We start from the raw sequence: 23091 nt of genomic DNA, 5'->3' as shown, positions 1-23091 counted from the left end.
GTAAAACTGACAACCCTGATTTAACCACAAAAGTTAATTTTCTTGGTTAACAGGGTGATTTTTTATGCTTATTTTTTAGGCGTGAATTCTTGGTTTTTGATTATTATGGTTTCACTCAAATTAAAGGCGGCGTATATAAAATACGCCGTTTGATATTTTACGTATTAATAGGTTATAGCTTACTTAAATCTACTAATGCGTCTTTAGTAATGTCACTAATTTTTTGATTGCTGGTAAGTGTCATGGCAACATGCATTTCCTTTTTGAAAATATCCAGCATATTTTCCACGCCCAACTGACCTGCCGCACCAAGTGCATATACAAAAGAGCGTCCGATCATGCAGGCATCTGCCCCCAGCGCAATCATTCTGACAATATCTAACCCGTTACGAATACCCGAATCTGCCAGAATTTTAATTTCACCTTTTACAGCTTCTGCAATCGGTGGAAGGGCGCGTGCACTGGATAACACACCATCTAATTGACGACCACCGTGATTTGACACCACAATACCATCTGCACCGAAAAGTACGGCGTCTTTAGCGTCTTTTGGATCTAAGATCCCCTTAATAATCATCGGACCATCCCAGAATTCACGGATCCACTCCAAATCTTTCCACGAGATAGAGGGATCAAAGTTTTCTGTAAGCCAACCAATGTAGTCATCTAAACCAATTTGCTTACCCATATAGTGAGACACATTGCCTAATGTATGAGGTTTACCTTTAACTCCGACATCCCATGCCCAAAAGGGATGGGTTATCCCTTGAATGATACGACGGATTTCCTTATAAGGACCACTCATACCTGAGTGCATATCCCGATAACGTGCACCGGGAGTTGGCATGTCAACAGTAAATACTAAAGTTGAACAACCGGCGGCTTTTGCCCGCTCAAGAGCATTACGCATAAACCCTCTGTCTTTCAACACATAAAGCTGAAACCACATCGGACGATCAATCTTTGGAGCAACTTCTTCAATAGAGCAGATTGAAACTGTCGAAAGAGTAAATGGAATATTTCTGCTTGCAGCAGCTTTAGCGGCTTGTACTTCACCGCGGCGCGCATACATACCCAGCGCTCCCACGGGCGCAAGAATTGCAGGTATGGATAATTTTTCTCCAAACAGCTCAATTTGAGTGTCCAGTTGTGACATGTCTTTTAATACACGTTGCCTAAGCGCGATATTTTCCAGATCGTTTACATTACGTTTTAGGGTTTGTTCTGCATAAGAACCACCGTCAGCATAATGAAACATGAAAGGTGGAACTTTGCGACGTGCGGCTTCACGATAATCGTTAGCGGACGAAATAATCATTGGTATTACCTCTTTTTATATTACATATTGATAACTATTATTTAACAATAATGTAAGTAATTTTTCTTTGCAAACAATTTAGTCAAGATACTTACATATTTTTTGTAAAATGTGCAGAAGATCACAAAATTATGACGATTATTTGAGTGAGTTTACCTGTGGAGGTATCAATACTTAGCCGGAAAACCGGAAAATGCAAGTGCATGATACCGAACAGGCCGGATTCACTCTAAGAGATGAATATTCATAAATAGCGGAAAGAAAGTGCGGTAGAAAAAACAGATAAATTTCTACTGCACTTTTACCTCTTAGTTATTAACACCAAAAGTCTTAGTACTTTTGTCGTATTTCAAACCGGAGTGGGAACCTTCGGAACCGTTAAAATAGATGTCTTTTGGCTGGGAGCAGGCGGCGATGGTTAAAATGCCGGCGAGGACAAAAAGTAATTTTTTCATGGAACACCTTTACTGATAAATTAAAATAAAATGGGTTGTTAAATTAAATGTGGCGCGATTATAGCACAACAATGTGGCGGGCAGTTAGTTCGGCATAACGTATAAAAACAAAAGGTTTAGTTTTTGCTAAACCTTTTGTAGTTTAAAGTGCGGTGGTTTTTACGGGTCTTTTTTTATTATTCGTTAAACATTGCGGAAATGGACTCTTCGTTGCTGATGCGACGAATAGCTTCGGCAAGCATACCGGATAAGGTTAAGGTGCGGACTTTGCCTAATACGCGGATTTCCGGAGAAAGTGGGATGGTGTCAGTGACGACTACTTCGTCAAGGGCATCGCTGGCAATATTTTTTGCCGCAGAGCCTGAGAATACGGCGTGGGTGGCATAGGCGAATACCCGTCTTGCACCACGTTCTTTCAGGGCTTCCGCTGCTTTGCATAAGGTGCCGCCTGTGTCGATCATGTCGTCAACCAAGATACAGTCACGATCCGCGACATCGCCAATAATGTGCATGACTTTGGATACATTAGCGCGCGGGCGGCGTTTGTCTATAATCGCCATTTCGGTGTCGTTCAATAATTTGGCAACGGCACGGGCACGAACCACACCACCAATATCCGGGGAAACCACAATTGGGTTGGTAAGGTCGGTTTTTTTGCGGATATCGTCAAGTAATACCGGTGAACCGAATACATTATCTACCGGCACATCAAAGAAGCCTTGAATTTGTTCGGCGTGCAAATCACAGGTTAATACACGGTCAACACCGACACCGGAGAGGAAGTCTGCCACCACTTTAGCGGTAATCGGTACGCGCGCGGAACGTACCCGACGATCCTGACGGGCATAGCCGAAATAAGGGATGACAGCAGTAATACGCCCGGCGGAAGCGCGGCGCAATGCGTCAACCATCACTAATAATTCCATTAAATTATCGTTAGTCGGTGCGCAGGTGGATTGGATAATGAATACATCGCTGCCACGCACGTTTTCGTTAATTTGGACTTGTACTTCACCATCGCTGAAACGGCCCACGGTGGCATCACCTAATTTGGTGAACAGGTTTTCGGAAATGCGTTTCGCGAGCTCCGGTGTGGCGTTACCGGCGAAGAGTTTAATATCAGGCATCGTAAATTGACCTCAGGAGTTAGGTTGTAAAATAAATTGGTTAATTCGTTGAATCAGGCACGTTTTTCAACATTTCATGCAAGGGAGAATGATTTAATCCTTTTGCGACGAAACCAAAACAATTTTTTGGTTTGGCTTGGAGAACTGATTGGGCAGATTTTTTATCATCAAATTCCGCAAAAACGCAAGCACCAGTCCCGGTTAATCTGGCCGGTGCATATTTTACCAACCAGTTCAGTGACTCTTCAACCTCTGAATAATGATCTCGCACAACTTTTTCACAATCGTTTGCGTATTTTCCCGCCAATAATTGTGCCAGCGATTTTTTCGGTGTATTACGTGGCAAGTGCGGGTCAGAGAACACAACGGCAGTGGAAATAGACACATTCGGCTTGAGCACCAGATACCATTTTTCCGGCGGTTCGCAGTATGTGATTTTTTCGCCTATGCCTTCCGCAAACGCCGCTTTGCCGTGCACGAAAATCGGTACATCCGCGCCAAGGGTTAAGCCCAGTTCGGCAAGTTGCCCGGTGCTCAAGCCGGTTTTCCATAAATGATTTAAGGCGACCAATGTCGTTGCCGCATTGGATGAACCGCCACCCACGCCGCCACCGATCGGCAGGATTTTATCTAAGGTTAACTCGGTGCCCAGCGTGCAGCCGGTGTACTGTTGCAGCAATTTTGCCGCGCGATAAATTAAATTATCTTCTGCTTTTAAATCGGCGATGACGGAGGTTAAACGAATCTTGCCGTCCGGGCGCACTTTGATGTGTAGCCAATCGCCGAAATCAACAAACTGAAACAGGGTTTGTAATTCGTGGTAACCGTCCGCCCGCTTGCCGTTAATGTACAAAAAAAGATTCAGCTTCGCCGGGCAGGGGAAGCGTACACCCTGTTCGCTTTGCAAGGTTTCGGGCGTGAAAAGTGCGGTGGAAAATTGATAAGTTTTCATTAAAACAGCCATTCATCTACACGGATTTTCAAAGTTTGTCCTTCCGTTTTCAGCAAAATATTTTCCGGCATCGGCGGACGGCGATTGACATGGTATGACAAATAGTCCGCCGTCCAGGGTTTACCGTCGATAGTGCGACTGAAGGTGGCTAACAAATGGTTTTCTCCCACTTGATAATCGGCGTTATCTTCCGGTTGACCTTTCAGCCAGAAAGCGAATTGTTCCAACGGGAAATCCATGCCGATAATTTCACGTAGCAGCATTTTTGCGTCGGCGGCGGAGCGTTGGCGCCCTTTGTTGTCGGAAATGGTCATGCCTTGCGCGTGCATTTGAATCTGCAGGGTTTCGCTGCTGATGGTGGAATACAGTTGCAGGGTGTAATCGCGTGGGTTGTTATATTGCCAGTCGAAGCGCGTGGAAAAGCGTTCTTTGCTGCTGATATAACCTAACTGCCCAAGCGCCTGATAACCTTGAATTTGTTTTAATTGGGTGAAATGCTGCTGCCAAGTGCGGTCGGTTTTTTCGATGTATTTTACGTTAGTCGGACGTTCCTGATCGGTGACGCAAGCGGTTAAAAATAACACGGCTAACACAAGTAAAACGTAGGATTTTAATTTTTTCATAAACAATTTTTATCCCCAGAAAATGGTGGTTATTTTACGGTTCGCAACGAGGGCGGCAATCTGATGTCGATGGTTTAAAGTGCGGTAGGATTTCCGTGCGTTTTTGCTTCACGGCGAAAATCCGTCCGCGGTTTAACTGATCGCGAATGGCTTTATTTTCAAAGCCTGCCGCGATGATGGATTGAATATCCACTTTTAATGCCGCCCGATATAGGGCGATAGTAAATTCCTGTTGCGGGTACGCAATGTGCGAGAAGCCTTTGCGTCCGCGCGTATCGGCAAAACACACCAACAAAAATTCCATGAAACGTAACGGTTTGCGCCAAACATCAAAGGTATTGAACAGTTTGACGATAGTTTCCGGGCGTAATTCAAAAATTTTGTGAATGTGGGTGTGATATTCACAGGTGAGTTCCGCCAGTTGTTGATAATAACCGGGTACTTTTAAGCGCTTGCATAGGCTTTGGGTCGGCGCCATGCCGAGCTTTTCATGACCGTGATGATGAGGCCAGCTTTGTTTAGGCGTTTTGGCTTTGCCCAAGTCATGGCAAATGGCGGCAAAACGCACCGCACTTTTGTGGCAATCCACTTGCTCAGAAAGCAACGTCGCCTGTTGTAACACCATCATAGTGTGCACGAAGCTGTCAATTTCCGGATGATACTTCGCCGGGTTCGGCACGCCATATAGAGCGTCCAATTCAGGAAATAACACCTTGAGTGCGCCCACCAGGCGTAAGGTTTCAAAATAAATTTCAGGATTTTTCTCGTTTAACGCTTTTTCCGTTTCCGCCCATACCCGCTCGGCGGTTAAATGTTGCAGCTCCCCTTGGGCAGTGAGATCTTTCATTAATTGCAGGGTTTCTTCGGCAATCTTGAATCCTAAATAATGATAACGGGCGGCAAAGCGCGCCACGCGTAATACGCGCAGGGGATCTTCAACGAATGCGGGGGAGACGTGGCGTAACACACGGTTGGCTAAATCCTGTGCGCCGCCATAAGGGTCGAACAGATTGCCCTGCAAATCCTGTGCCATGGCGTTGATGGTGAGATCGCGGCGGATTAAATCCTGTTCCAGATTAATATCGGGAGAAAAATCGCAAATAAAGCCGGTGTAGCCCGTACCGGATTTACGTTCCGTGCGGGCGAGTGCGTATTCTTCTTTGGTTTGTGGGTGCAAAAAAACGGGGAAATCTTTTCCCACTTGATAATAGCCTTGTTGGAGTAGTGCTTCCGGCGTCGCACCTACAATGACCCAATCGCGATCTTGAACAGGTAGGTTGAGGAGCTGATCGCGCACAGCCCCGCCAACCAAATAAATTTGAAAATGATTTTCGGACATTATGCCCAACCATCGCGACGACGGCGTTTCGGCATGATTAACGGTAAAATCAACCCGATTAATAAGCCGACCCCAAGCACGGAACCGCCATAAATGAACCATTGAATGGCAATTTCGCGTTTGCCCGCATCTAACATGGCTTCCAAATCGCGGTTTTTGTTTTTGGTGATTTCCAATTCGCGTTTTAGCTGTGAATTTTGTTCTAAGAGTTCGCTACTTTGTTGTTCCGCTTGTTTGGCACGTCGTTGCATTTCAATAGTACGTTGTTGCCAGTCGCTGTCTATACGGCCTAGCTTCATGCTTAATTCCTGAATTTGGTGTTTTAATTTCGGATTTTCCAGTTTGCTGCTGGCTTCATTACTTAGCTCACTGCTTAAAATCCAGGCCTCGCGATCTTTGCCATCGCGGATTAGAGTATATCGATCTTTTTGATCCAATACGGTTACCGGTTCACCTGATTTAATAGCACCGGCAATTTTATATTGGTCACCTGCACCTTTACGTAAGTAGGTGGAAAGGTTTTCTGTTACATATTTGGTTTCTGCTTGTGCAGTAGTGATACCTAAGCCCAGAAAGGTTAGTGTGAGAAGGTATTTAATGGTTTTTTGCATACTGTAGACCCTAAGTTAGTGAATAAGAATTAAAAGTGCGGTAAGGAATGACTGCACTTTTAGTCTGATTAATGAAAAATTGCTTTGAGCAAATAGTAAATAATAATAGAGAACAATGCGCCGGCAGGCAGAGTAACAACCCATGAAACCACGATGTTGCGAATTACGGTCAGGTTAATTGCCGCAATTCCACGCGCGAAACCGATGCCTAATACAGCACCCACTAAGGTTTGTGTCGTAGAAATCGGCAAGCCTGTACCGGATGCCACGACCACAGTCATTGCGGTGGCGAATTGGGCGGCGAAGCCACGACTTGGCGTTAAATCGGTAATGCCCGTACCGATAGTTGCCATCACTTTGTAACCCATGACGATCAAACCGACCATGATACCGGATGCGCCCAGGGGTAAAATCCACCAAGCGAGAGGAGTGTTGTTTGCGATTTGACCGCCACTTTTGATAATAGCGACCACCGCAGAAAGCGGACCGATAGCGTTCGCAACATCGTTAGAACCATGGGCAAATGCCATAGCACAAGCGGTCATTAGCATTAAAATACTGAAGATCTTTTCTACGCCGCTAAACGTACCGCCATGGAGCATTCTTTGTTTGAATTTTTTACTACGAAAGTAGAAATAGCAGTAAATAACGGCTACTGCGCTGATAATAAAAGAAATCAGGAAGTTTTCCTGACTGCTTAAATTTAACCCTACATGCTTTAACCCTTTGGTCAGGGTAACAATGCACAAGATGAAAATAGTAATACCCATATAGTAAGGGCCATATTTTTGTGCGTTTTTAAGCGGGTTTTCTGTGTCAAAAATCAGTTTTTGCGTGCTGATAAAAATGGCGTAAGCCAACACTCCGGCAATTACCGGTGTAACAAACCAACTGCCGACAATATTTCGGATATTGCTCCAATCCACCGAATGAGGACCTGCCGTAACGCACGCAAAACCAATAACAGCACCGATGATGGAGTGAGTGGTGGACACCGGCCAGCCCATTTTGGAAGCGATTAATAACCAGGCCCCTGAAGCGAAGAGGGCAGCCATCATCCCGAAAACTAAAACTTCCGGTTCATTGACGAATTCCATGGTGTCGATGATGCCGCTTTTGATAGTTTCTGTGACTTCACCACCGGCTAAATAAGCACCGGCGGCTTCAAAAATTATTGCAATAAAAATAGCTTGTTTTGCTGTGACTGCCCCTGAACCAACAGATGTTCCCATAGCATTTGAAACATCGTTAGCTCCCACACCAAAGGCCATAAAAAAGCCGAAAATTGCGGTAATTATGATTAATAAGGAACCATATTGATTGAGTAATTCCATTGAAAAAATCCCGGATAAATGGAAATTATGAACGTGCTAACATCAGCTCAATGCGTGCTCCGACACGTTGTGCCTGATCGGCAAGTACACCGACCCATTCAATGACTTTGTATAAGAACATTACATCAATCGGGTTAAAGCGATCTTCAATATCAAATAACATTCTTCGCAATTTAATTTGTATTTGGTCGGTATCGTCTTCAATGATATCCAGTTCGTTAATCATTTGATTGACGAAATTCAATTCGCGACCTTTGAAACCGGTTTCCAGTAGTTGATCCATTTCTTCAATCACTTTATGGGCTTGTTCGGTAGCGTCCAAACTGCGACGTACATAGCTCATAAATTCGTTTTTCATTTCCTCCGGAATACTTAACTGACGACCAATCATACGGCCGGCAATGTCTTTGGTGTAGTTTGCCAATTTATCTTGTTGAGTCACTAATTCCAACAAATCCGTACGATCGATAGGCATGAATAAACCGCGCGGTAATTTTAAACGAATCTCACGTTTTAACGCGTCAGCCTGACGTTCGTGTGCAGAAATATCTAAACGAATTTGCTCCGCTTTTACCCAGTCGGTATTAAATGTTGCTTCAAAAAAAGGGATTAATAATTCACAACATTCGGTAACTTTATTAGAGTGTTTTTGCAGAGGCTTTAAAGGGGAGTGGGCAAATAATCCGAGTATATTATTCATTGCCATAAAAAGTGACTCCTTTAAGGAAGGTTAATAATTCACGCGCATATTACATTATGTTGGTGAAAAATTCACGATTTTAATCGAAAAATCCCCTTATTTATTGGATAATAAATCCCTTATAAATCAGGTAAGAAGATAAAACCTCATGATCTTTAAGGGATTTTATAATGCAGGATGAAATTGAATTAAAGTTAGCGGTGGATTTTGTCGATGTAGCACAATTAGACAAAATTTTGAATCATTTCAAAGTGGTTGAAAAACAATGCGATTTTTTAGCCAATACCTATTACGACACCTCCGATCAGTTTTTTACCCGACATAAAATGGGCTTGCGGGTTCGCCGTCAGCAGGATAATTACACCTTAACGCTAAAAACCGACGGCAATGTTTCCGGCGGGTTGCACATGCGCCCCGAGTATAATGTGACGTTGCCCGATGCCAAGCCTGATCTGAATGCCTTAATCGAAGAACATGGCTTACAGCTCGGCAATCTAAAAAATGAATTGCATCCTATTTTCAGCACAGATTTCGAACGCCAAAGCTGGTTGGTACAATATGCGCCCAATTGCCAAATTGAAGTGGCGTTCGACCAAGGCAATGTGATAGCAGGCGATAAACGGCAACCTATCCGTGAAATAGAATTTGAAATCAAATCCGGCGAATTGGCACCATTTTTTGCCTTCGTCATGGATTTCTTAACCCGTTATGAGGGCAGCGTACATTTTTATTCTGTGAGCAAAGCCAAACGCGGTTATCAATTGGTGCAGGGCAAATGTGCTAAATCAAGTGATTGGATCGAACATTGGCGCGGCGTTTTACAGACGGAAAAACGGGCACAAAAAACATCGGAAAAATTACTCACAATCGAATCAAGTTCGATTGTTCGCCCTGATGAGGCCGTTGGCAAAGCCAACGTTCAAAATCCGTTGGATTTTGTGACCGCACTTTTGGCTTACGAGCAGCCTTTAATTGAAGAAACCTTGGCGTTAGGGGCAAATTTCTTTGCTTCTGATTTCATCAAAAGCGTTGAACGGGTAGGAGCGTTTTTCAATTTGTATCATTATTACGAAGACAATAAATCCCTGTTGGAAACAGCATTGAACGAGCAATTAGCAGGCAATAGGCATTATGCGCAGGACGATGTATTGACGGCGTTGACCGAAGAAAATGATCGCATATTGGCGCAACTTCATGACATTATTCGTCTGCACAGCGAAAGCAAAGATAACGCGTCGGCGATGAATAAATTGCTTGAACTGATTCAAACGCCGCAATACGCCCAACGTATGCTCTACCTCATCACTTTAACCATCGGCGGGTAATTATGGCAAAAGCAAAAACGGCTTATGTATGTAACGACTGCGGCGCGGAATATTCCCGCTGGCAGGGGCAATGTTCCGCCTGTAAAGCCTGGAACACCATCACCGAAGTGCGGTTGGTTTCTACGTCAAATAATAAAGCGGATCGATTTAGCGGCTACGCGGGTGAAACACGTGCGAAAATTCAAACCTTAAGTGAAATCAGCCTGCAGGAAACACCGCGTTTCAGCAGTGGATTTTTTGAGCTGGATCGTGTGTTGGGTGGCGGTGTCGTACCGGGCAGTGCGATCCTCATCGGCGGTCACCCGGGGGCGGGGAAAAGTACCCTGTTGTTGCAGGTGATGTGTAATTTATCGCAAAAAATGACCGCACTTTATGTCACCGGCGAAGAATCCTTACAACAAGTGGCGATGCGTGCCAAACGCCTTGGCCTGCCGCCGGAAAAATTGAATATGCTGTCGGAAACTTCTGTAGAGCAAATTTGTAACCTGGCGGATCAGCTCAAACCGCAGATTATCGTCATCGACTCCATTCAGGTTATGCACTTGGCGGATATTCAATCTTCCCCCGGCAGCGTGGCACAAGTGCGCGAATGTGCTTCTTTTTTAACCCGTTACGCGAAAACCCGTCAAGTGGCAATTGTGATGGTTGGGCATGTTACCAAAGACGGTACTCTTGCCGGGCCAAAAGTGTTGGAGCACGCTATTGACTGTTCCTTATTATTGGAAGGAGAAACGGACTCGCGCTTTCGCACCTTACGCAGCCATAAAAACCGTTTCGGCGCAGTGAACGAATTAGGCGTGTTCGCCATGACGGAACAAGGGCTGCGCGAAGTGAAAAACCCGTCGGCGATCTTTTTAAGTCGCGGCGACGAACAAACCTCCGGCAGTTCCGTGATGGTGTTATGGGAAGGCACGCGCCCGCTGTTGGTGGAAATTCAAGCCTTAGTGGATCATTCCATGCTCGCTAACCCGCGCCGTGTCGCTGTGGGGCTGGAACAAAACCGTCTTGCCTTATTACTTGCCGTATTACACCGCCACGGTGGCTTGCAAATGGCGGATCAGGATGTCTTCGTGAACGTGGTCGGCGGCGTCAAAGTGACCGAAACCGGCGCAGATTTAGCCTTACTCCTCGCACTCATCTCCAGCTTCCGCAACCGCCCGCTGCCACAGGATTTAGTGATCTTCGGCGAAGTGGGCTTGGCAGGCGAAATCCGCCCCGTACCAAGCGGTCAGGAACGTATCAGCGAAGCTGCAAAACACGGCTTCAAACGCGCCATCGTGCCTTTTGGCAATAAACCGAAACATAAAGTGGAGAATATGGAAGTGTTTACGGTACGGAAGTTAGGTGATGCGATTGAGGTGTTGGATCGGTTTTAAATTGGGTTTCAGCCGATAGTTCCTTTTCTTTGCGTCGCCAAAGAGAATGAACCAAAAGAAAGGCGCCGTAAACGGGGGAATTATTCTTTCTCCGAATAACCTTTCTTTATTTCGCAAAACTTAAAGTGTGGTGTATTTTCCACTTGTTTTTAAGCTTAAAAAACAAATCTAAAATACACCGCACTTTTCAAATAACGCTCCAACGGGGTCCCCGTATAAATTGCCCGAACGTGCGTTAATTTTTAGGAAAATTTCTTTTGTTTGAGCGTAGCGAGTTAGAAATTTTCCGTGAAAAAAATTAATGCTAAGAGAGGAAAAGCAATTTATCCGGGGTGCCCTTTTCTTTGCCTTCTTTCTTTTGGGCAAACAAAAGAAAGAAGGTCGCCTTGGCGAAAATAGGAACTCGCCATCGGCGAAACCCTATCTTAACAATGAAATACAAAGCCCCAAAACAACATTCCTCACTTTATTACTGAATTTTCCCTCAAATTACGTTAAAATCTCCTCCCCTAAATTTTCAAACTCAACTCAAAACCTCATGGAAAAAAAGCTACCCAAAGCTCTTGATGCTATTGACATAAAAATTCTCAATGAATTGCAACGGAACGGAAAAATTTCCAATATTGATTTGTCCAAGAAAGTAGGGTTATCGCCGACACCTTGCCTGGAACGGGTGAAACGGTTGGAGAAGCAAGGGGTGATTATGGGGTATCGTGCTTTGCTGAATCCCGCATTATTGGATTCGCCGTTGTTGGTGATCGTGGAAATTACGCTGGTACGTGGCAAGCCCGATGTGTTTGAAGAATTTAACGCGGCGGTGCAGCAGTTAGATGAAATTCAGGAATGCCATTTGGTTTCCGGTGATTTCGATTATTTATTGAAAACACGGGTGGCGGATATGGCGGCGTATCGTAAATTGCTGGGGACCACCTTGCTGCGCCTGCCCGGGGTGAACGACACGCGCACTTATGTGGTGATGGAAGAAGTGAAACAAACGAATTTTTTACAGTTAAAATAGCGCATGATTAAACATATTACCGAACATTTTTCGCCGAAGTATTACCTATTACATTTGCTGTTAGGATTGACCGCACTTTTCGGTTTGTATTTGATAATCGCCTGGTCGGGCTATACGCCGCTGGACAATTCTTGGGCGACCTCCGGCTTCGCGCCGGAAACCATCAACAAAGCGGGTGCGTTCGGTGCGTGGTTTGTGGATTTGTTTTTTGTATTTTTCGGTTATATCGGCAACCTGATCCCTTTCATTTTATTTTTTATCCCCATTTATTTAATTCGTTCCAAGCGGGTGGAAAATCTCACTTGGACTAAATTCGCATTGCGTTCATTCGGTTTCATTTTGTTGCTTTGCGGTTTAACCGTGCTTGCTACACTTTCACTGAATAACCCGCCCTCTTACCTTGCGGGAGGCGTGCTGGGCGGTAGTTTAACCCTGAATTTATACCCGAGTTTAGGCAAATTCGGCGTATCCTTACTGGCTGTGATTTTTGTGGCGGTGGGCTTTATTTTCTGTTCGGGCGCGTTTTTTATTCGTCTATTAATGAAATTCTACCGCTGGCTGACCATGCAAAATCCGCCTGAAGACCTGGAAAAAACCGACGAAACTGAAAGTGAGGAAACGCACATGGCAGAACCGCCGGAAGAGATCGTGATTGGGAAAACTCCGGCGCAGGAAGCGGTGGAGCAGCTTACGGAATTAGTCAATCCTGCGGATCGCATTAATATTTCCGGCTTATCAAAAGCGCAGGATATGTTTTATGTGCCGATGAATAATGGGAACGAGGTCAATGCTTTTGCACCGGAAAACCCTGAATTCGTTAAATACGATTTTGAGCAACAGGAAACCTTGCCGAATGTGAGTATTTCTATGCAGCGCGGTCAGACAGAATTGTCGACGCAACATGATTTCACTCCGGTATGGCAACAGACAAATGTCTTCGGTGAAGAGAAAAGTGCGGTTGATTTTGGCAGTAAATTTACGACGTCAGAAGACATGCCGAGCGTATCACTGGCTGAACCGGAAGTAAACGTGGCGGAGGAAGATCCTGAACAAAGCGAACTTGCCCGCCAATTTGCCGCGCAAGAGCAACAACGTTTGCGGGAAATGGAACGGCGCGCGAAAGACATGGGCGTGCAGGACGTCTATCAGCAAATTGTGCAGGGACCAACGGCGGAAACCGCACCTAAGACAGCTAATTATCGCCCGTATGGCGATTCCTTGATTCATCCGGCATTTCAGCAACATAAAAAGAACATCGAAAAACCGAAGACGCCGTTGCCGAGCCTGGATTTATTGGAACATCGTCCGACCCGCGAACAGGATATTACCCAAGCGGAAATTGTCGAAACCTCACAACGTATTGAACAACAATTGCGCAATTTCAATGTGAAAGCGAAAGTCAAAGATGTTTTAGTGGGGCCGGTGGTGACACGCTATGAATTGGAATTGGATCCGGGTGTGAAAGCCTCCAAAGTCACGGGATTGGATACGGATCTGGCACGCGCCCTGATGTTCCGTTCCATTCGTGTGGCGGAAGTGATTCCGGGCAAACCTTATATTGGTATCGAAACACCGAACGATCACCGTCAAATAGTACCATTGCGTGATGTGTTGGACAGCGATGAATTCCGCAATTCCAAAGCCTTACTTTCCATGGCGTTAGGTAAAGACATTAGCGGCAAACCAATGGTGGTGGATCTTGCTAAAATGCCGCATTTATTGGTGGCGGGCACCACGGGTTCCGGTAAATCCGTCGGCGTAAATACCATGATTTTAAGCCTGCTTTACCGCGTTAAACCGGAAGAAGTGAAATTCATCATGATTGACCCGAAAGTGGTGGAATTGTCTATTTATAATGATATTCCGCATCTTTTAACGGAAGTGGTCACGGACATGAAAAAAGCGGCAAACGCGTTGCACTGGTGTGTAGACGAAATGGAGCGCCGTTATCAATTATTGTCTGCTTTGCGGGTGCGTAATATTGAAGGATTTAACGAGAAAGTTGATGAATATGAGGCCTTAAATATGCCGATTCCGAACCCGTTATGGAAGCCGGGCGATTCCATGGATACTTTGCCGCCACCATTAGAAAAACTGAGTTACATTGTGGTGATTGTGGATGAATTCGCCGATTTGATGATGGTGGCAGGCAAACAGGTGGAAGAGCTTATCGCACGTTTGGCGCAAAAAGCCCGTGCGGTGGGGATTCACTTAATTTTGGCAACCCAACGCCCTTCCGTAGATGTGATTACCGGTTTGATTAAAGCGAACGTACCGAGTCGAATTGCGTTTACTGTGGCGACTAAAATTGACTCGCGTACTATTCTTGATGCAGGCGGTGCGGAATCCTTATTGGGTAAAGGTGATATGCTGTATTCCCCACAGGGTTCTACCGAATTAGTCCGTATTCACGGTGCCTTTATGACTGATGACGAAGTCGTGCGCGTGGTAGATGATTGGAAAGCACGCGGTAAACCGAATTACATTGATGGTATTTTAGAGGGTGATGAAGAAGATGCCGGTGCGGAACGCTTAAGTGAGCGTGGCGGCGAAACCGACGGGTTGTTTGATGAAGTGGTAGAGTTTGTGGTCAGCACAGGCACCACGTCTATTTCTGCGATTCAACGCCGTTTCCGAGTAGGCTTTAACCGTGCCGCCAATATTATGGATCAGCTGGAAGAGCAGGGCATTGTTTCGCCGGTGCAAAACGGTAAACGTGAAGTGTTGGCGCGCAGTGCGGATTATTAATCCGTGATATGAATTAAACGACAGTTTGTTTGTCTATTGATGAAAAAATCGCAGGGCGCACGTGAATGCACCCATAGAATACAGGTAACGCTATGAAAAAAACACTGCTAAAACTGACCGCACTTTCTTTGCTCGGGCTCTCTTCTGTGGTTTGGGCGAATGCCGATATTGAGCTGCAAAACCGCTTAAATAAAGTAGATGTGTTAAGTGCGGATTTCGCGCAAACCGTGAGTTCGGCGAACGGTAAAAACGTGCAACAGGGCAACGGAAAATTGCAAATCAAACGCCCGAATTTGTTCCGTATGGACACCAAAGCACCACAGGAAACCCAAATCATTGCCGACGGGCAAACCCTGTGGTTCTACGATCCTTTTGTGGAACAAGTCACCGCCAACTGGGTGAAAGATGCGGTGAATAATACCCCGTTCGTGTTGTTGACCAGCGGTGATAAAAGCCATTGGTCGCAATATACCGTGCAACAAAAAGACGACACGTTTGTGTTAACCCCGAAAGCGAAGAATAGCAACGTCAAACAATTTGATATTCGCATTGATTCAAACGGCGTATTAAAAGGCTTTAGTACCATTGAAAAAGACGGGCAGTCCAATCAATATGTGCTGCGCAATATCACCAATCAAAATTTAGACGACGGATTGTTTAAATTCAGCGTACCGAAAGGTGTCGAATTGGACGACCAACGGAAAAAATAAGCGGGTTCGAGCATGTCTAACTTCAGCTTTGATTTCAACGAAAATGACTTTCGCCCGCTTGCTGCAAGAATGCGCCCCACCACCTTGGCGCAATATTGCGGTCAGTCTCATTTATTGGGCGAAGGAAAACCGTTGCGCAAAGCTATTGAAGCGGGATATGTTCATTCCATGATTTTCTGGGGCCCGCCCGGCACCGGTAAAACCACCTTGGCGGAAATTATCGCCCATCGCATTAATGTGGAAGTAGAGCGCATTTCCGCCGTCACCAGCGGCATTAAAGAAATCCGTGAAGCCATCGACAAAGCCAAACAAAACAAACTGGCAGGTTTGCGCACCATTTTGTTTGTAGATGAAGTGCATCGTTTCAACAAAAGCCAGCAAGACGCTTTCCTGCCGCATATTGAAGACGGCACCATTATTTTTATCGGCGCTACCACGGAAAATCCCTCTTTTGAACTCAATAACGCGTTGCTTTCCCGCGCGCGGGTTTATATTCTAAAACCGCTTTCCGCGCAGGAAATCGAACAGGTTTTACAACAAGCCATAGATGACCCCGAAAACGGTTTGGGTAAAGTGCGGTTAAATTTACAAGAGAATTTATTGTCCCTGTTGGCAGAATACGTCAATGGCGACGCCCGCCTTGCTTTGAACTGCCTGGAAATGATGGTGGACATGGCGGGCGAATCGGAAAACGGCAAAATTTTAGACCGCACTTTACTCACGGAAGTGTTGGGCGAACGGCAGGCGCGTTTTGATAAACAAGGTGACCTTTTCTACGATTTCATTTCCGCACTGCACAAATCCATTCGCGGATCCGCCCCTGATGCGGCGTTATACTGGTACGCGCGCATTATCACTGCCGGCGGGGATCCTCTTTATGTGGCACGTCGATTATTGGCAATTGCTTCCGAAGATGTGGGCAACGCTGACCCGCGCGCCATGCAGGTGGCACTTGCCGCCTGGGATTGTTTCACCCGCGTCGGCGCTGCCGAAGGCGAACGCGCTATTGCGCAAGCCATTGTGTATTTAGCCGTCGCACCGAAAAGCAACGCCGTTTATCTCGCTTTCAAAGCCGCCAAAAAATTGGCAACCGAATCCGCCGATTTCGACGTCCCTGAACATCTCCGCAACGCCCCGACCAGCTTCATGAAAGACCTCGGCTTCGGCGCCGAATACCGCTACGCCCACAATGAACCTAACGCCTACGCTGCCGGCGAAAACTACTTCCCGCCACAACTGAAAGACACCCAATTCTATTTCCCGACCACCAGAGGCATGGAAATTAAGATTAAGGAGAAGTTGGAATGGCTGCGGGGGTTAGATCAGGAAAGTGGTAAGAAGCGATATAAATAGGTTTGTTTCGGCATCGACCTACTTTTACTGCGCTGCGCTTGCACTTCGTACCATTGGCAAAGCCAACGTTCAAAATCCTTGGATTTTGTCTTTGCTTGTGAAAAGAAAGGTAGGCAAAAGAAAGCACTCCGCTAGGGTATGATAAAAGTGTAGTCGGTTTTTGTTGATTATTTATCCCCGTGTAAGACGCCCATTTTTTTAAGGATTTTTTAGGAAAGTTACGCCAGCGATGCGTTAGGCGGAGTCTGCTAACTTTTCGTTAAGAAAAATTCTTAAAAAAAGGGAAAAGCGGCTTATCCGGGGTGCCTTTTTCTTTGCCTTCTTTCTTTTGGGCAAGCAAAAGAAAGAAGGTCGCCATCGGCGAAATGCGATATTAATTCAACAATAAACAGAAAAAAGCGCTCCAAAATTTAACCGCAGTTTATCGGCGAAGCAAATAAAAAGGCTACTCCCAACGAAATAACCTTTCCATTCAACAAGATTAAATCAACCTCAATTACAAATACCCAAACATTCCCGTAAAGATATATCCGAAAATACAGGACGTAATCACACCGATTAAGCCCGGTAGGATAAAGCTGTGGTTGATAACGAATTTACCGATGTGGGTGGTGCCAGAGCGGTCGAATTGGATTGCTGCTAAGTCACTTGGGTAGGTCGGTAAGATGTAGTAGCCGTAACAAGCGGCAGCGAAGGCAAGGATGATTGCCGGGTCAACGCCGATGTTTAATGCCAACGGCACGAAGGCAACCAAGGCGGCGGCTTGTGAGTTTACGAATTTGGAGATTAATAACAACATCACGGCGTAAGTCCAAGGGTGGGCTTTCACGATGTCGCCTAATGCCGCTTTCATCATCGGGGTATGGACGGTGAACATGGTTTCTGCCATCCAGGAGATTCCGAAGACGGCAACTAATGCAATCATACCGGAACGGAAGATTTCATTTTTACTGATTTTGCTTGCATCGGTTTTGGTAAAGATGATGATTAATGAACCGGCTAACAACATGAAAATTTGGATAACGTGAACCATGCCTAACGTCACTTTTTTCTTCGCGGTATCTTTTAACGCGATAGTGGCGTTGGCAATGCTGTCTGTTTTATCGCTGGTGGTGATAACCACATTGTTATTTTGTGCGGATAAAGTTTGTGTCAACACGCCTTTGTTGTCGTAAATTTCAACACTGTCATAAGCAGTTTGCGCTTTGGCTTTGCTGTCTTTCACATCAAGCGCCACTTTGCTGTCTTTTGCAATAGCAACGATTTTGCCTTCTTTCACGTTGAAACTTTGTACCGCTTTATTGTCGGAAACCACTTCAACCACTTGTGCCGGTGCGCTTTTCTCAAAGGACGGACGCAAGTCTTTAAAGTAACCCAGCAAAGCAACGATAAGAATGGCACCGAAGAAGATCCACATGGCGTTCCAGCTGGATTGCGGTAATTTTTTGTCGAGTAGGGAAGTGCTGTCGCCGTACACGTATTTTTTGAATTCCGGATCTTTTAACTTCTCTTGGAACTCTTGGTCTTTATCTAAATCTTTGCCACGGAACCAGCTGAAAATACCGATGGCTAACACACCGCAGAGCGTAGATGGCACGGTGATTTTTAATAAATCCAAATACCCGTCGAAACCGGCTAAGTGATTTTGTGCATTCACCAAGAACGCGGTTAAGGTCACTACCGCAACGGACACCGGAGACGCGATGATCCCCATTTGGGAAGCGATGGAACTAGCCGCCATCGGACGTTCCGGACGAATGTTATTTTTGATGGCGATGTCGTAAATAATCGGCAGCATGGTATAAACCACATGACCGGTACCGCAAAGAATGGTGAGGGTACAGGTAACGAACGGTGCGAGGATACTCACATATTTCGGATTTTTACGCAGTAGTTTTTCTGCAATTTGCAACATCACGTCCAAACCGCCACTGGCTTGTAATGTTGCGGATGTGACTACCACGGCGAGGATGGTAAGCATAACGTCGATTGCCGGTTTACCCGGTTCGATGCCAAAGCCGAAGACCAATACGATCAGACCGATACCGCCCAGTAAACCCAGTGCAATACCGCCTTTTTTCGCGCCGTAGAACAAACAGATTAAGACGATGGCAAGCTGAATAGCAAATTGCGTGCCTTCGCTGAGGTTAGATAAAAACTCCATAGATACTCCGGAAATTAATGTCATTTTATGATTGAAAAATCGGCATTAGTCTAACATTAAGGCTACTTCTTAAGTAGTAGAATTATGTAGATTGTTGCGATAAATCAAAATTCCTGACATTAAGAATTCAGCGTTTGGCACACTAAATCGCTTAAGCTTTTTGGCTAAAAATTTTTAGCGGCGGAGAAAAACATTGATAAAAACAACCGCACTTTAGTCCATGTTTTTGCTAGTCTATTTTGTTAATACGATATAGAATAAACACCGTTTTCAACTGGTATTAGCAATAGAATAAAGGTAACAACTTATGATCGATCCGAATTTATTACGCAATAATCCGGCGGACGTCGCTGAAAAATTAAAAATTAAACGCGGTTTCGTGTTGGATACGGCAAAAATTACCCAATTAGAAGAACAACGCAAAGCGTTACAAGTTAAAACCGAAAATTTACAGGCGGAGCGTAATGCCCGTTCCAAAGCCATCGGTGCGGCAAAAGCCCGTGGTGAAGACATCGCCCCTTTATTGGCGGAAGTAGATCACATGGCGGAAGAATTGGAGCAGGGTAAAATTGAATTAGATAAAGTACAAAACGCTTTAAATGACATCGCTTTAAACATTCCGAATATTCCCGCCGATGAAGTGCCGTTAGGCAAAGACGATAGTGAAAATCTTGAAGTGTCCCGCTGGGGCGAACCGCGTAAATTCGATTTTGAAGTGAAAGATCATGTGACCCTAGGTGAAAATCTACAAGGCTTGGATTTTGCCGCAGCGGTGAAATTAACCGGTTCCCGTTTTGTGGTGATGAAAGGGCAAATTGCCAAATTACACCGCGCCATTGCGCAATTTATGTTGGATTTGCACACCGAACAACATGGTTACACTGAAGCCTACGTGCCTTATTTGGTCAACCATGACACCCTTTACGGCACAGGTCAGTTGCCGAAATTCGGCGAAGATTTATTCCACACTAAACCGTTGGAAGGACAAGATCCGAACGAAGTACAACGCACTTACGGCTTAATTCCGACGGCAGAAGTGCCTGTGACCAATTTGGTGCGTGGTGAAATTTTGGACGCGGAAAATTTACCGTTAAAAATGACCACACATACGCCGTGTTTCCGTTCCGAGGCGGGCTCTTATGGGCGTGATACGCGCGGCTTAATTCGTATGCACCAATTTGATAAAGTGGAATTGGTGCAAATCGTTGAACCGGAAAAATCCATGGAGGCGTTGGAAGAGTTAACCGGTCATGCGGAAAAAGTGTTGCAATTGCTCGGTTTGCCGTATCGTAAAGTGTTGCTTTGCACCGGTGACATGGGCTTCGGTTCCTGCAAAACCTACGATTTGGAAGTGTGGGTGCCTGCGCAAAACACCTATCGTGAAATTTCTTCCTGCTCCAATATGTGGGATTTCCAAGCCCGTCGTATGCAAGCCCGTTGCCGTTCAAAAGGCGACAAGAAAACCCGTTTGGTGCACACCTTAAATGGCTCGGGTTTGGCTGTGGGACGTACTTTGGTGGCGGTGTTGGAAAACTACCAAAACGCCGACGGTTCCATTACCGTACCGGAAGTCTTGCGTCCTTACATGGGCGGATTGGATGTGATTGGCAAATCCGCGAAATAATCTGAAATATTTGTGGGTGCGTTGGCACCCACATTTTCTATCCACCCTTAAAAAAATGTCGTCAAAATCCACCGCACTTTATACGGCAAAATAGTCTAATTTCACGTCGCTCAATGTGCCGAGCAATTCTTCCGCCATGGCTTTGTAATGGAGCGTATTGGATTTTTCCACCATCACAACGCGAACGATATTCTCAACCTCCTCACCGCTTAAAATCAGATGATTTAATGCCACCTGCATTGCCGGCAGGCTTGGATTGAAGGCGGCATTTTCTGCATAACTGCCGTGATAAATTTGCTGATTTCGGGTTTGAATGGCAATGCCGTGGAAAGAATTGGAATAGGGCGCATGGGCTTGATTTGCCATGGCGAGCGCTTGCAATACCAACGGATTGTCGTTATTTAGGGATAATTGGTTATCGTGTTGATCCAGCAAACTCAGCTGAATATTTAAATCTTTCGGACCGAACGCATCGGGCAAATACTGGTGCAACAAATTATTTTGGCTATGCGGCAAGTGAATTTGCAGCGTTTCCGCACTGTTCAATTCATTCATAAACTGGCGACAATGCCCGCACGGAGTGTAGTTTACCGTGACATCGGTCAGTTGTTTTTCACCGCGCATCCAAGCGTGGCTAATGGCACTTTGTTCCGCATGAATAGTTTGTTGAATGTCCGTTTGGCAAAATTCCTGATTGGCACCGAAATAAAAATCGCCACCGATCCCATGTACAACCGCACCCACATTAAAATGTGAAATCGGCGTGGTGGCATAACAGGCAGCGATAGGCAGGAGTTTCAGCGCGAGCTGTTTAGGCGTGAGTTGATGTTTGTTGCACAGGTGTTGCACGGCAAAGTGCGGTAGAAATCCGAGGTATTTTTGTTCTTGCAAAATATGCCAAATATCTTGTGCCAAGACGGAATGTTCTATCTTGCCTAAAGCATCTTGAATTTTGTCTGAAATGTGGGATGACATAAAATCTCCTTTTTGCGTATTATTTTTCTTATCTTAGCACTTTCACAATAAAAAAGTGCGGTCGAAATTTTACATGAATTTTCAACCGCACTTTAGCTTCTCTTTTTTGTGTTGGAACTAATTATTTCGCTGCTTTCAGCTCTTGATAATATTGCTCGTAGTATTGAATCGCGTCGCCCACATCATCTTGCCAGTAGCTTTTTTGTAGCACGTCGGCAGATGGGTAAATCGCCGAATCTTCAGTGATTTCTTTCGGTAAGGCTTTTTTCGCTTCAAGGTTAGCGGTTGGATAGCCGATAGCTAAGGTTAATTTTTCCGCCGCTTTTGCGCCCAACATATAGTTAATTAATTTGTGTGCGCCGTCCGGGTTTTTAGAAGTAACCGGAATCGCGAGGGTATCTACCCAAAGGACCGGACCTTCTTTCGGGAACACCATGTCTAAAGGTGCCTGTTCTTTTTTCGCAATACGTACGGAACCATTCCATAATTGACCGACTTCCACTTCACCGGAAATGAAAGAGTTTGCCGGGTTGTCGGAATTGAAAGAAAGCACGTTTGGACGTAATTTCAGTAATTCTTCATAAGCCTGTTTGATAATCGCCGGATCTTGTGTGTTCGGATCCTGGCCGATTTTCAATAACGCGATATTGAATACTTCGCGGGCATCGTCTAATAATTGTACTTTATTGGCAAATTCAGGTTTCCATAAATCGCCCCAGGAGGTGAAATCGCTGCCTTTGTAAGTGTTAGTGTTAAAGGCAATGCCCGGAGCGCCTAATAATTGCGGAAGGGAATATTTGTTGCCTTTGTCGTAAGGTTTGTCGAGCCAATCAGGGTCTAATTCTTTAATGACGGGTAATTTGCTGTGATCAAGTTCTTTTAACATGCCTTCGCGCGCCATTTTGGACACGAAGTAGTTGGAAGGCGCAATAACATCATAACCGCCGGCAGCACCTTGGGTTTTGATTTTTGCATACATGGTTTCGTTGGATTCGAGACTGGAAACAATCACTTTAATACCGGTTTCTTTGGTGAATTCATCGAGAAGACCATCCGGTACATATTCAGTCCAAGTGTAAAGATACACGGTATCATTTGCGGGTGCTTCAGCTTTAGGGGCTTCCGGCGTTGCTTGCGCTTGCTTGTTGTCTTTATCGTTACAACCGGTAAGTGCAACAGCGATCATACTTGCGGTGAATAAACCGGCAAATTTTTTCATTTTTGTTTGTTCTCCGTAAAAGAGGGGGTAAAAAACCACCTGCATGAAATGCAGGTATAAAAAAACGCCTTGATTTTGCGTCAAGGCGTATTGTATGTGCTATTAAATTATTTGTGAAGC

At 45.3% G+C, this 23091-nt stretch carries 19 protein-coding genes; 7 read left to right on the top strand and 12 right to left on the bottom strand.

Going from position 1 to position 23091, the window contains the following annotated elements:
- Positions 1-172: 172 nt before the first annotated feature.
- The 9 genes from lldD to LIN98_RS09440 all read right to left on the bottom strand — a co-directional run bounded on the left by lldD (position 173) and on the right by LIN98_RS09440 (position 8465).
- Entirely contained in the window at positions 173-1318 is a 1146-nt protein-coding gene (gene lldD / locus LIN98_RS09480) for an FMN-dependent L-lactate dehydrogenase LldD (protein ID WP_005545672.1), read from the bottom strand.
- Between the two features lie 308 nt (positions 1319-1626).
- On the bottom strand, positions 1627-1773 hold the full coding sequence (locus tag LIN98_RS09475) for a hypothetical protein (protein ID WP_005540118.1): 147 nt from the start codon (positions 1771-1773) through the stop codon (positions 1627-1629).
- A gap of 176 nt (positions 1774-1949) precedes the next feature.
- Positions 1950-2900, bottom strand: coding sequence for a ribose-phosphate pyrophosphokinase (locus LIN98_RS09470; RefSeq protein WP_249856116.1), 951 nt, complete (start codon positions 2898-2900; stop codon positions 1950-1952).
- 40 nt (positions 2901-2940) lie between these two features.
- The gene (gene ispE / locus LIN98_RS09465; protein ID WP_005567582.1) at positions 2941-3852 is read right to left on the bottom strand and encodes a 4-(cytidine 5'-diphospho)-2-C-methyl-D-erythritol kinase; all 912 of its coding nucleotides are present in this window, start codon (positions 3850-3852) and stop codon (positions 2941-2943) included.
- Positions 3852-4475 (bottom strand): lipoprotein insertase outer membrane protein LolB, encoded by a 624-nt coding sequence (lolB, locus tag LIN98_RS09460; RefSeq protein ID WP_005567581.1) that lies wholly within the window; start codon positions 4473-4475, stop codon positions 3852-3854. The genes ispE and lolB overlap by 1 nt, the downstream gene beginning before the upstream one ends.
- 34 nt (positions 4476-4509) lie before the next feature.
- A complete protein-coding gene (locus tag LIN98_RS09455; protein WP_249856115.1) occupies positions 4510-5814 on the bottom strand; it encodes a multifunctional CCA addition/repair protein in 1305 nt (434 codons plus the stop codon).
- On the bottom strand, positions 5814-6425 hold the full coding sequence (locus LIN98_RS09450; RefSeq protein WP_005545687.1) for a TIGR04211 family SH3 domain-containing protein: 612 nt from the start codon (positions 6423-6425) through the stop codon (positions 5814-5816). Before LIN98_RS09450 ends, LIN98_RS09455 begins: the two co-directional genes overlap by 1 nt.
- 68 nt (positions 6426-6493) lie before the next feature.
- The gene (locus LIN98_RS09445) at positions 6494-7759 is read right to left on the bottom strand and encodes an inorganic phosphate transporter (protein ID WP_005539270.1); all 1266 of its coding nucleotides are present in this window, start codon (positions 7757-7759) and stop codon (positions 6494-6496) included.
- 25 nt (positions 7760-7784) lie between these two features.
- A complete protein-coding gene (locus LIN98_RS09440; RefSeq protein WP_005539264.1) occupies positions 7785-8465 on the bottom strand; it encodes a TIGR00153 family protein in 681 nt (226 codons plus the stop codon).
- 164 nt (positions 8466-8629) lie between these two features.
- On the opposite strand from LIN98_RS09440, the gene LIN98_RS09435 reads away from it, so the two are divergent.
- From LIN98_RS09435 to LIN98_RS09410, 6 genes are all read left to right on the top strand, one after another.
- Complete coding sequence (locus tag LIN98_RS09435; RefSeq protein ID WP_005567578.1) at positions 8630-9784, top strand: CYTH domain-containing protein; 1155 nt, start codon at positions 8630-8632, stop codon at positions 9782-9784.
- A 2-nt stretch (positions 9785-9786) separates the two neighbouring features.
- The gene (gene radA / locus LIN98_RS09430) at positions 9787-11160 is read left to right on the top strand and encodes a DNA repair protein RadA (RefSeq protein ID WP_005567575.1); all 1374 of its coding nucleotides are present in this window, start codon (positions 9787-9789) and stop codon (positions 11158-11160) included.
- A gap of 538 nt (positions 11161-11698) precedes the next feature.
- Entirely contained in the window at positions 11699-12178 is a 480-nt protein-coding gene (gene lrp / locus LIN98_RS09425; protein ID WP_005540269.1) for a leucine-responsive transcriptional regulator Lrp, read from the top strand.
- A 3-nt stretch (positions 12179-12181) separates the two neighbouring features.
- Positions 12182-14926: a DNA translocase FtsK gene (locus LIN98_RS09420; RefSeq protein ID WP_014167921.1), complete on the top strand. Its 2745-nt coding sequence runs from the start codon at positions 12182-12184 to the stop codon at positions 14924-14926.
- Positions 14927-15018: 92 nt separating this feature from the next.
- Positions 15019-15636 carry an outer membrane lipoprotein periplasmic chaperone LolA gene (gene lolA / locus LIN98_RS09415; RefSeq protein ID WP_005540265.1) on the top strand — a complete coding sequence of 206 codons (618 nt, stop codon included), beginning with the start codon at positions 15019-15021 and terminating at the stop codon, positions 15634-15636.
- A 12-nt stretch (positions 15637-15648) separates the two neighbouring features.
- Positions 15649-16989 carry a replication-associated recombination protein A gene (locus tag LIN98_RS09410; RefSeq protein ID WP_005568320.1) on the top strand — a complete coding sequence of 447 codons (1341 nt, stop codon included), beginning with the start codon at positions 15649-15651 and terminating at the stop codon, positions 16987-16989.
- A 496-nt stretch (positions 16990-17485) separates the two neighbouring features.
- On the opposite strand, the gene LIN98_RS09405 is transcribed toward LIN98_RS09410, so the two are convergent.
- The gene (locus tag LIN98_RS09405) at positions 17486-19153 is read right to left on the bottom strand and encodes an anaerobic C4-dicarboxylate transporter (RefSeq protein ID WP_025298503.1); all 1668 of its coding nucleotides are present in this window, start codon (positions 19151-19153) and stop codon (positions 17486-17488) included.
- Positions 19154-19460: 307 nt separating this feature from the next.
- Between LIN98_RS09405 and serS the strand changes: the two genes are divergently transcribed.
- Complete coding sequence (gene serS, locus LIN98_RS09400) at positions 19461-20777, top strand: serine--tRNA ligase (RefSeq protein WP_005567230.1); 1317 nt, start codon at positions 19461-19463, stop codon at positions 20775-20777.
- Between the two features lie 78 nt (positions 20778-20855).
- Here serS and cdd read toward each other — a convergent pair whose 3' ends face one another.
- Complete coding sequence (gene cdd / locus LIN98_RS09395; RefSeq protein WP_005547383.1) at positions 20856-21752, bottom strand: cytidine deaminase; 897 nt, start codon at positions 21750-21752, stop codon at positions 20856-20858.
- A 121-nt stretch (positions 21753-21873) separates the two neighbouring features.
- The gene (locus tag LIN98_RS09390; protein WP_005573972.1) at positions 21874-22971 is read right to left on the bottom strand and encodes an extracellular solute-binding protein; all 1098 of its coding nucleotides are present in this window, start codon (positions 22969-22971) and stop codon (positions 21874-21876) included.
- Positions 22972-23091 lie beyond the last annotated feature (120 nt).

The organism is Aggregatibacter actinomycetemcomitans (assembly GCF_023518055.1).
GTDB classification, from domain to species: Bacteria; Pseudomonadota; Gammaproteobacteria; order Enterobacterales; family Pasteurellaceae; genus Aggregatibacter; species Aggregatibacter actinomycetemcomitans.
This window is presented reverse-complemented; position numbering and strand designations above follow the sequence as displayed.

What these genes read in the sequence shown, in the direction of transcription:
- serS (WP_005567230.1), top strand. Translation starts at nt 19,461, where the DNA reads ATGATCGATCCGAATTTATTACGCAATAATCCGGCGGACGTCGCTGAA.
- LIN98_RS09390 (WP_005573972.1), bottom strand. Translation starts at nt 22,971, where the DNA reads ATGAAAAAATTTGCCGGTTTATTCACCGCAAGTATGATCGCTGTTGCA.
- LIN98_RS09475 (WP_005540118.1), bottom strand. Translation starts at nt 1,773, where the DNA reads ATGAAAAAATTACTTTTTGTCCTCGCCGGCATTTTAACCATCGCCGCC.
- cdd (WP_005547383.1), bottom strand. Translation starts at nt 21,752, where the DNA reads ATGTCATCCCACATTTCAGACAAAATTCAAGATGCTTTAGGCAAGATA.
- radA (WP_005567575.1), top strand. Translation starts at nt 9,787, where the DNA reads ATGGCAAAAGCAAAAACGGCTTATGTATGTAACGACTGCGGCGCGGAA.
- lrp (WP_005540269.1), top strand. Translation starts at nt 11,699, where the DNA reads ATGGAAAAAAAGCTACCCAAAGCTCTTGATGCTATTGACATAAAAATT.
- LIN98_RS09445 (WP_005539270.1), bottom strand. Translation starts at nt 7,759, where the DNA reads ATGGAATTACTCAATCAATATGGTTCCTTATTAATCATAATTACCGCA.
- LIN98_RS09410 (WP_005568320.1), top strand. Translation starts at nt 15,649, where the DNA reads ATGTCTAACTTCAGCTTTGATTTCAACGAAAATGACTTTCGCCCGCTT.
- lolB (WP_005567581.1), bottom strand. Translation starts at nt 4,475, where the DNA reads ATGAAAAAATTAAAATCCTACGTTTTACTTGTGTTAGCCGTGTTATTT.
- LIN98_RS09435 (WP_005567578.1), top strand. Translation starts at nt 8,630, where the DNA reads ATGCAGGATGAAATTGAATTAAAGTTAGCGGTGGATTTTGTCGATGTA.
- lldD (WP_005545672.1), bottom strand. Translation starts at nt 1,318, where the DNA reads ATGATTATTTCGTCCGCTAACGATTATCGTGAAGCCGCACGTCGCAAA.
- LIN98_RS09420 (WP_014167921.1), top strand. Translation starts at nt 12,182, where the DNA reads ATGATTAAACATATTACCGAACATTTTTCGCCGAAGTATTACCTATTA.
- ispE (WP_005567582.1), bottom strand. Translation starts at nt 3,852, where the DNA reads ATGAAAACTTATCAATTTTCCACCGCACTTTTCACGCCCGAAACCTTG.
- LIN98_RS09405 (WP_025298503.1), bottom strand. Translation starts at nt 19,153, where the DNA reads ATGGAGTTTTTATCTAACCTCAGCGAAGGCACGCAATTTGCTATTCAG.
- LIN98_RS09455 (WP_249856115.1), bottom strand. Translation starts at nt 5,814, where the DNA reads ATGTCCGAAAATCATTTTCAAATTTATTTGGTTGGCGGGGCTGTGCGC.
- LIN98_RS09440 (WP_005539264.1), bottom strand. Translation starts at nt 8,465, where the DNA reads ATGGCAATGAATAATATACTCGGATTATTTGCCCACTCCCCTTTAAAG.
- lolA (WP_005540265.1), top strand. Translation starts at nt 15,019, where the DNA reads ATGAAAAAAACACTGCTAAAACTGACCGCACTTTCTTTGCTCGGGCTC.
- LIN98_RS09450 (WP_005545687.1), bottom strand. Translation starts at nt 6,425, where the DNA reads ATGCAAAAAACCATTAAATACCTTCTCACACTAACCTTTCTGGGCTTA.
- LIN98_RS09470 (WP_249856116.1), bottom strand. Translation starts at nt 2,900, where the DNA reads ATGCCTGATATTAAACTCTTCGCCGGTAACGCCACACCGGAGCTCGCG.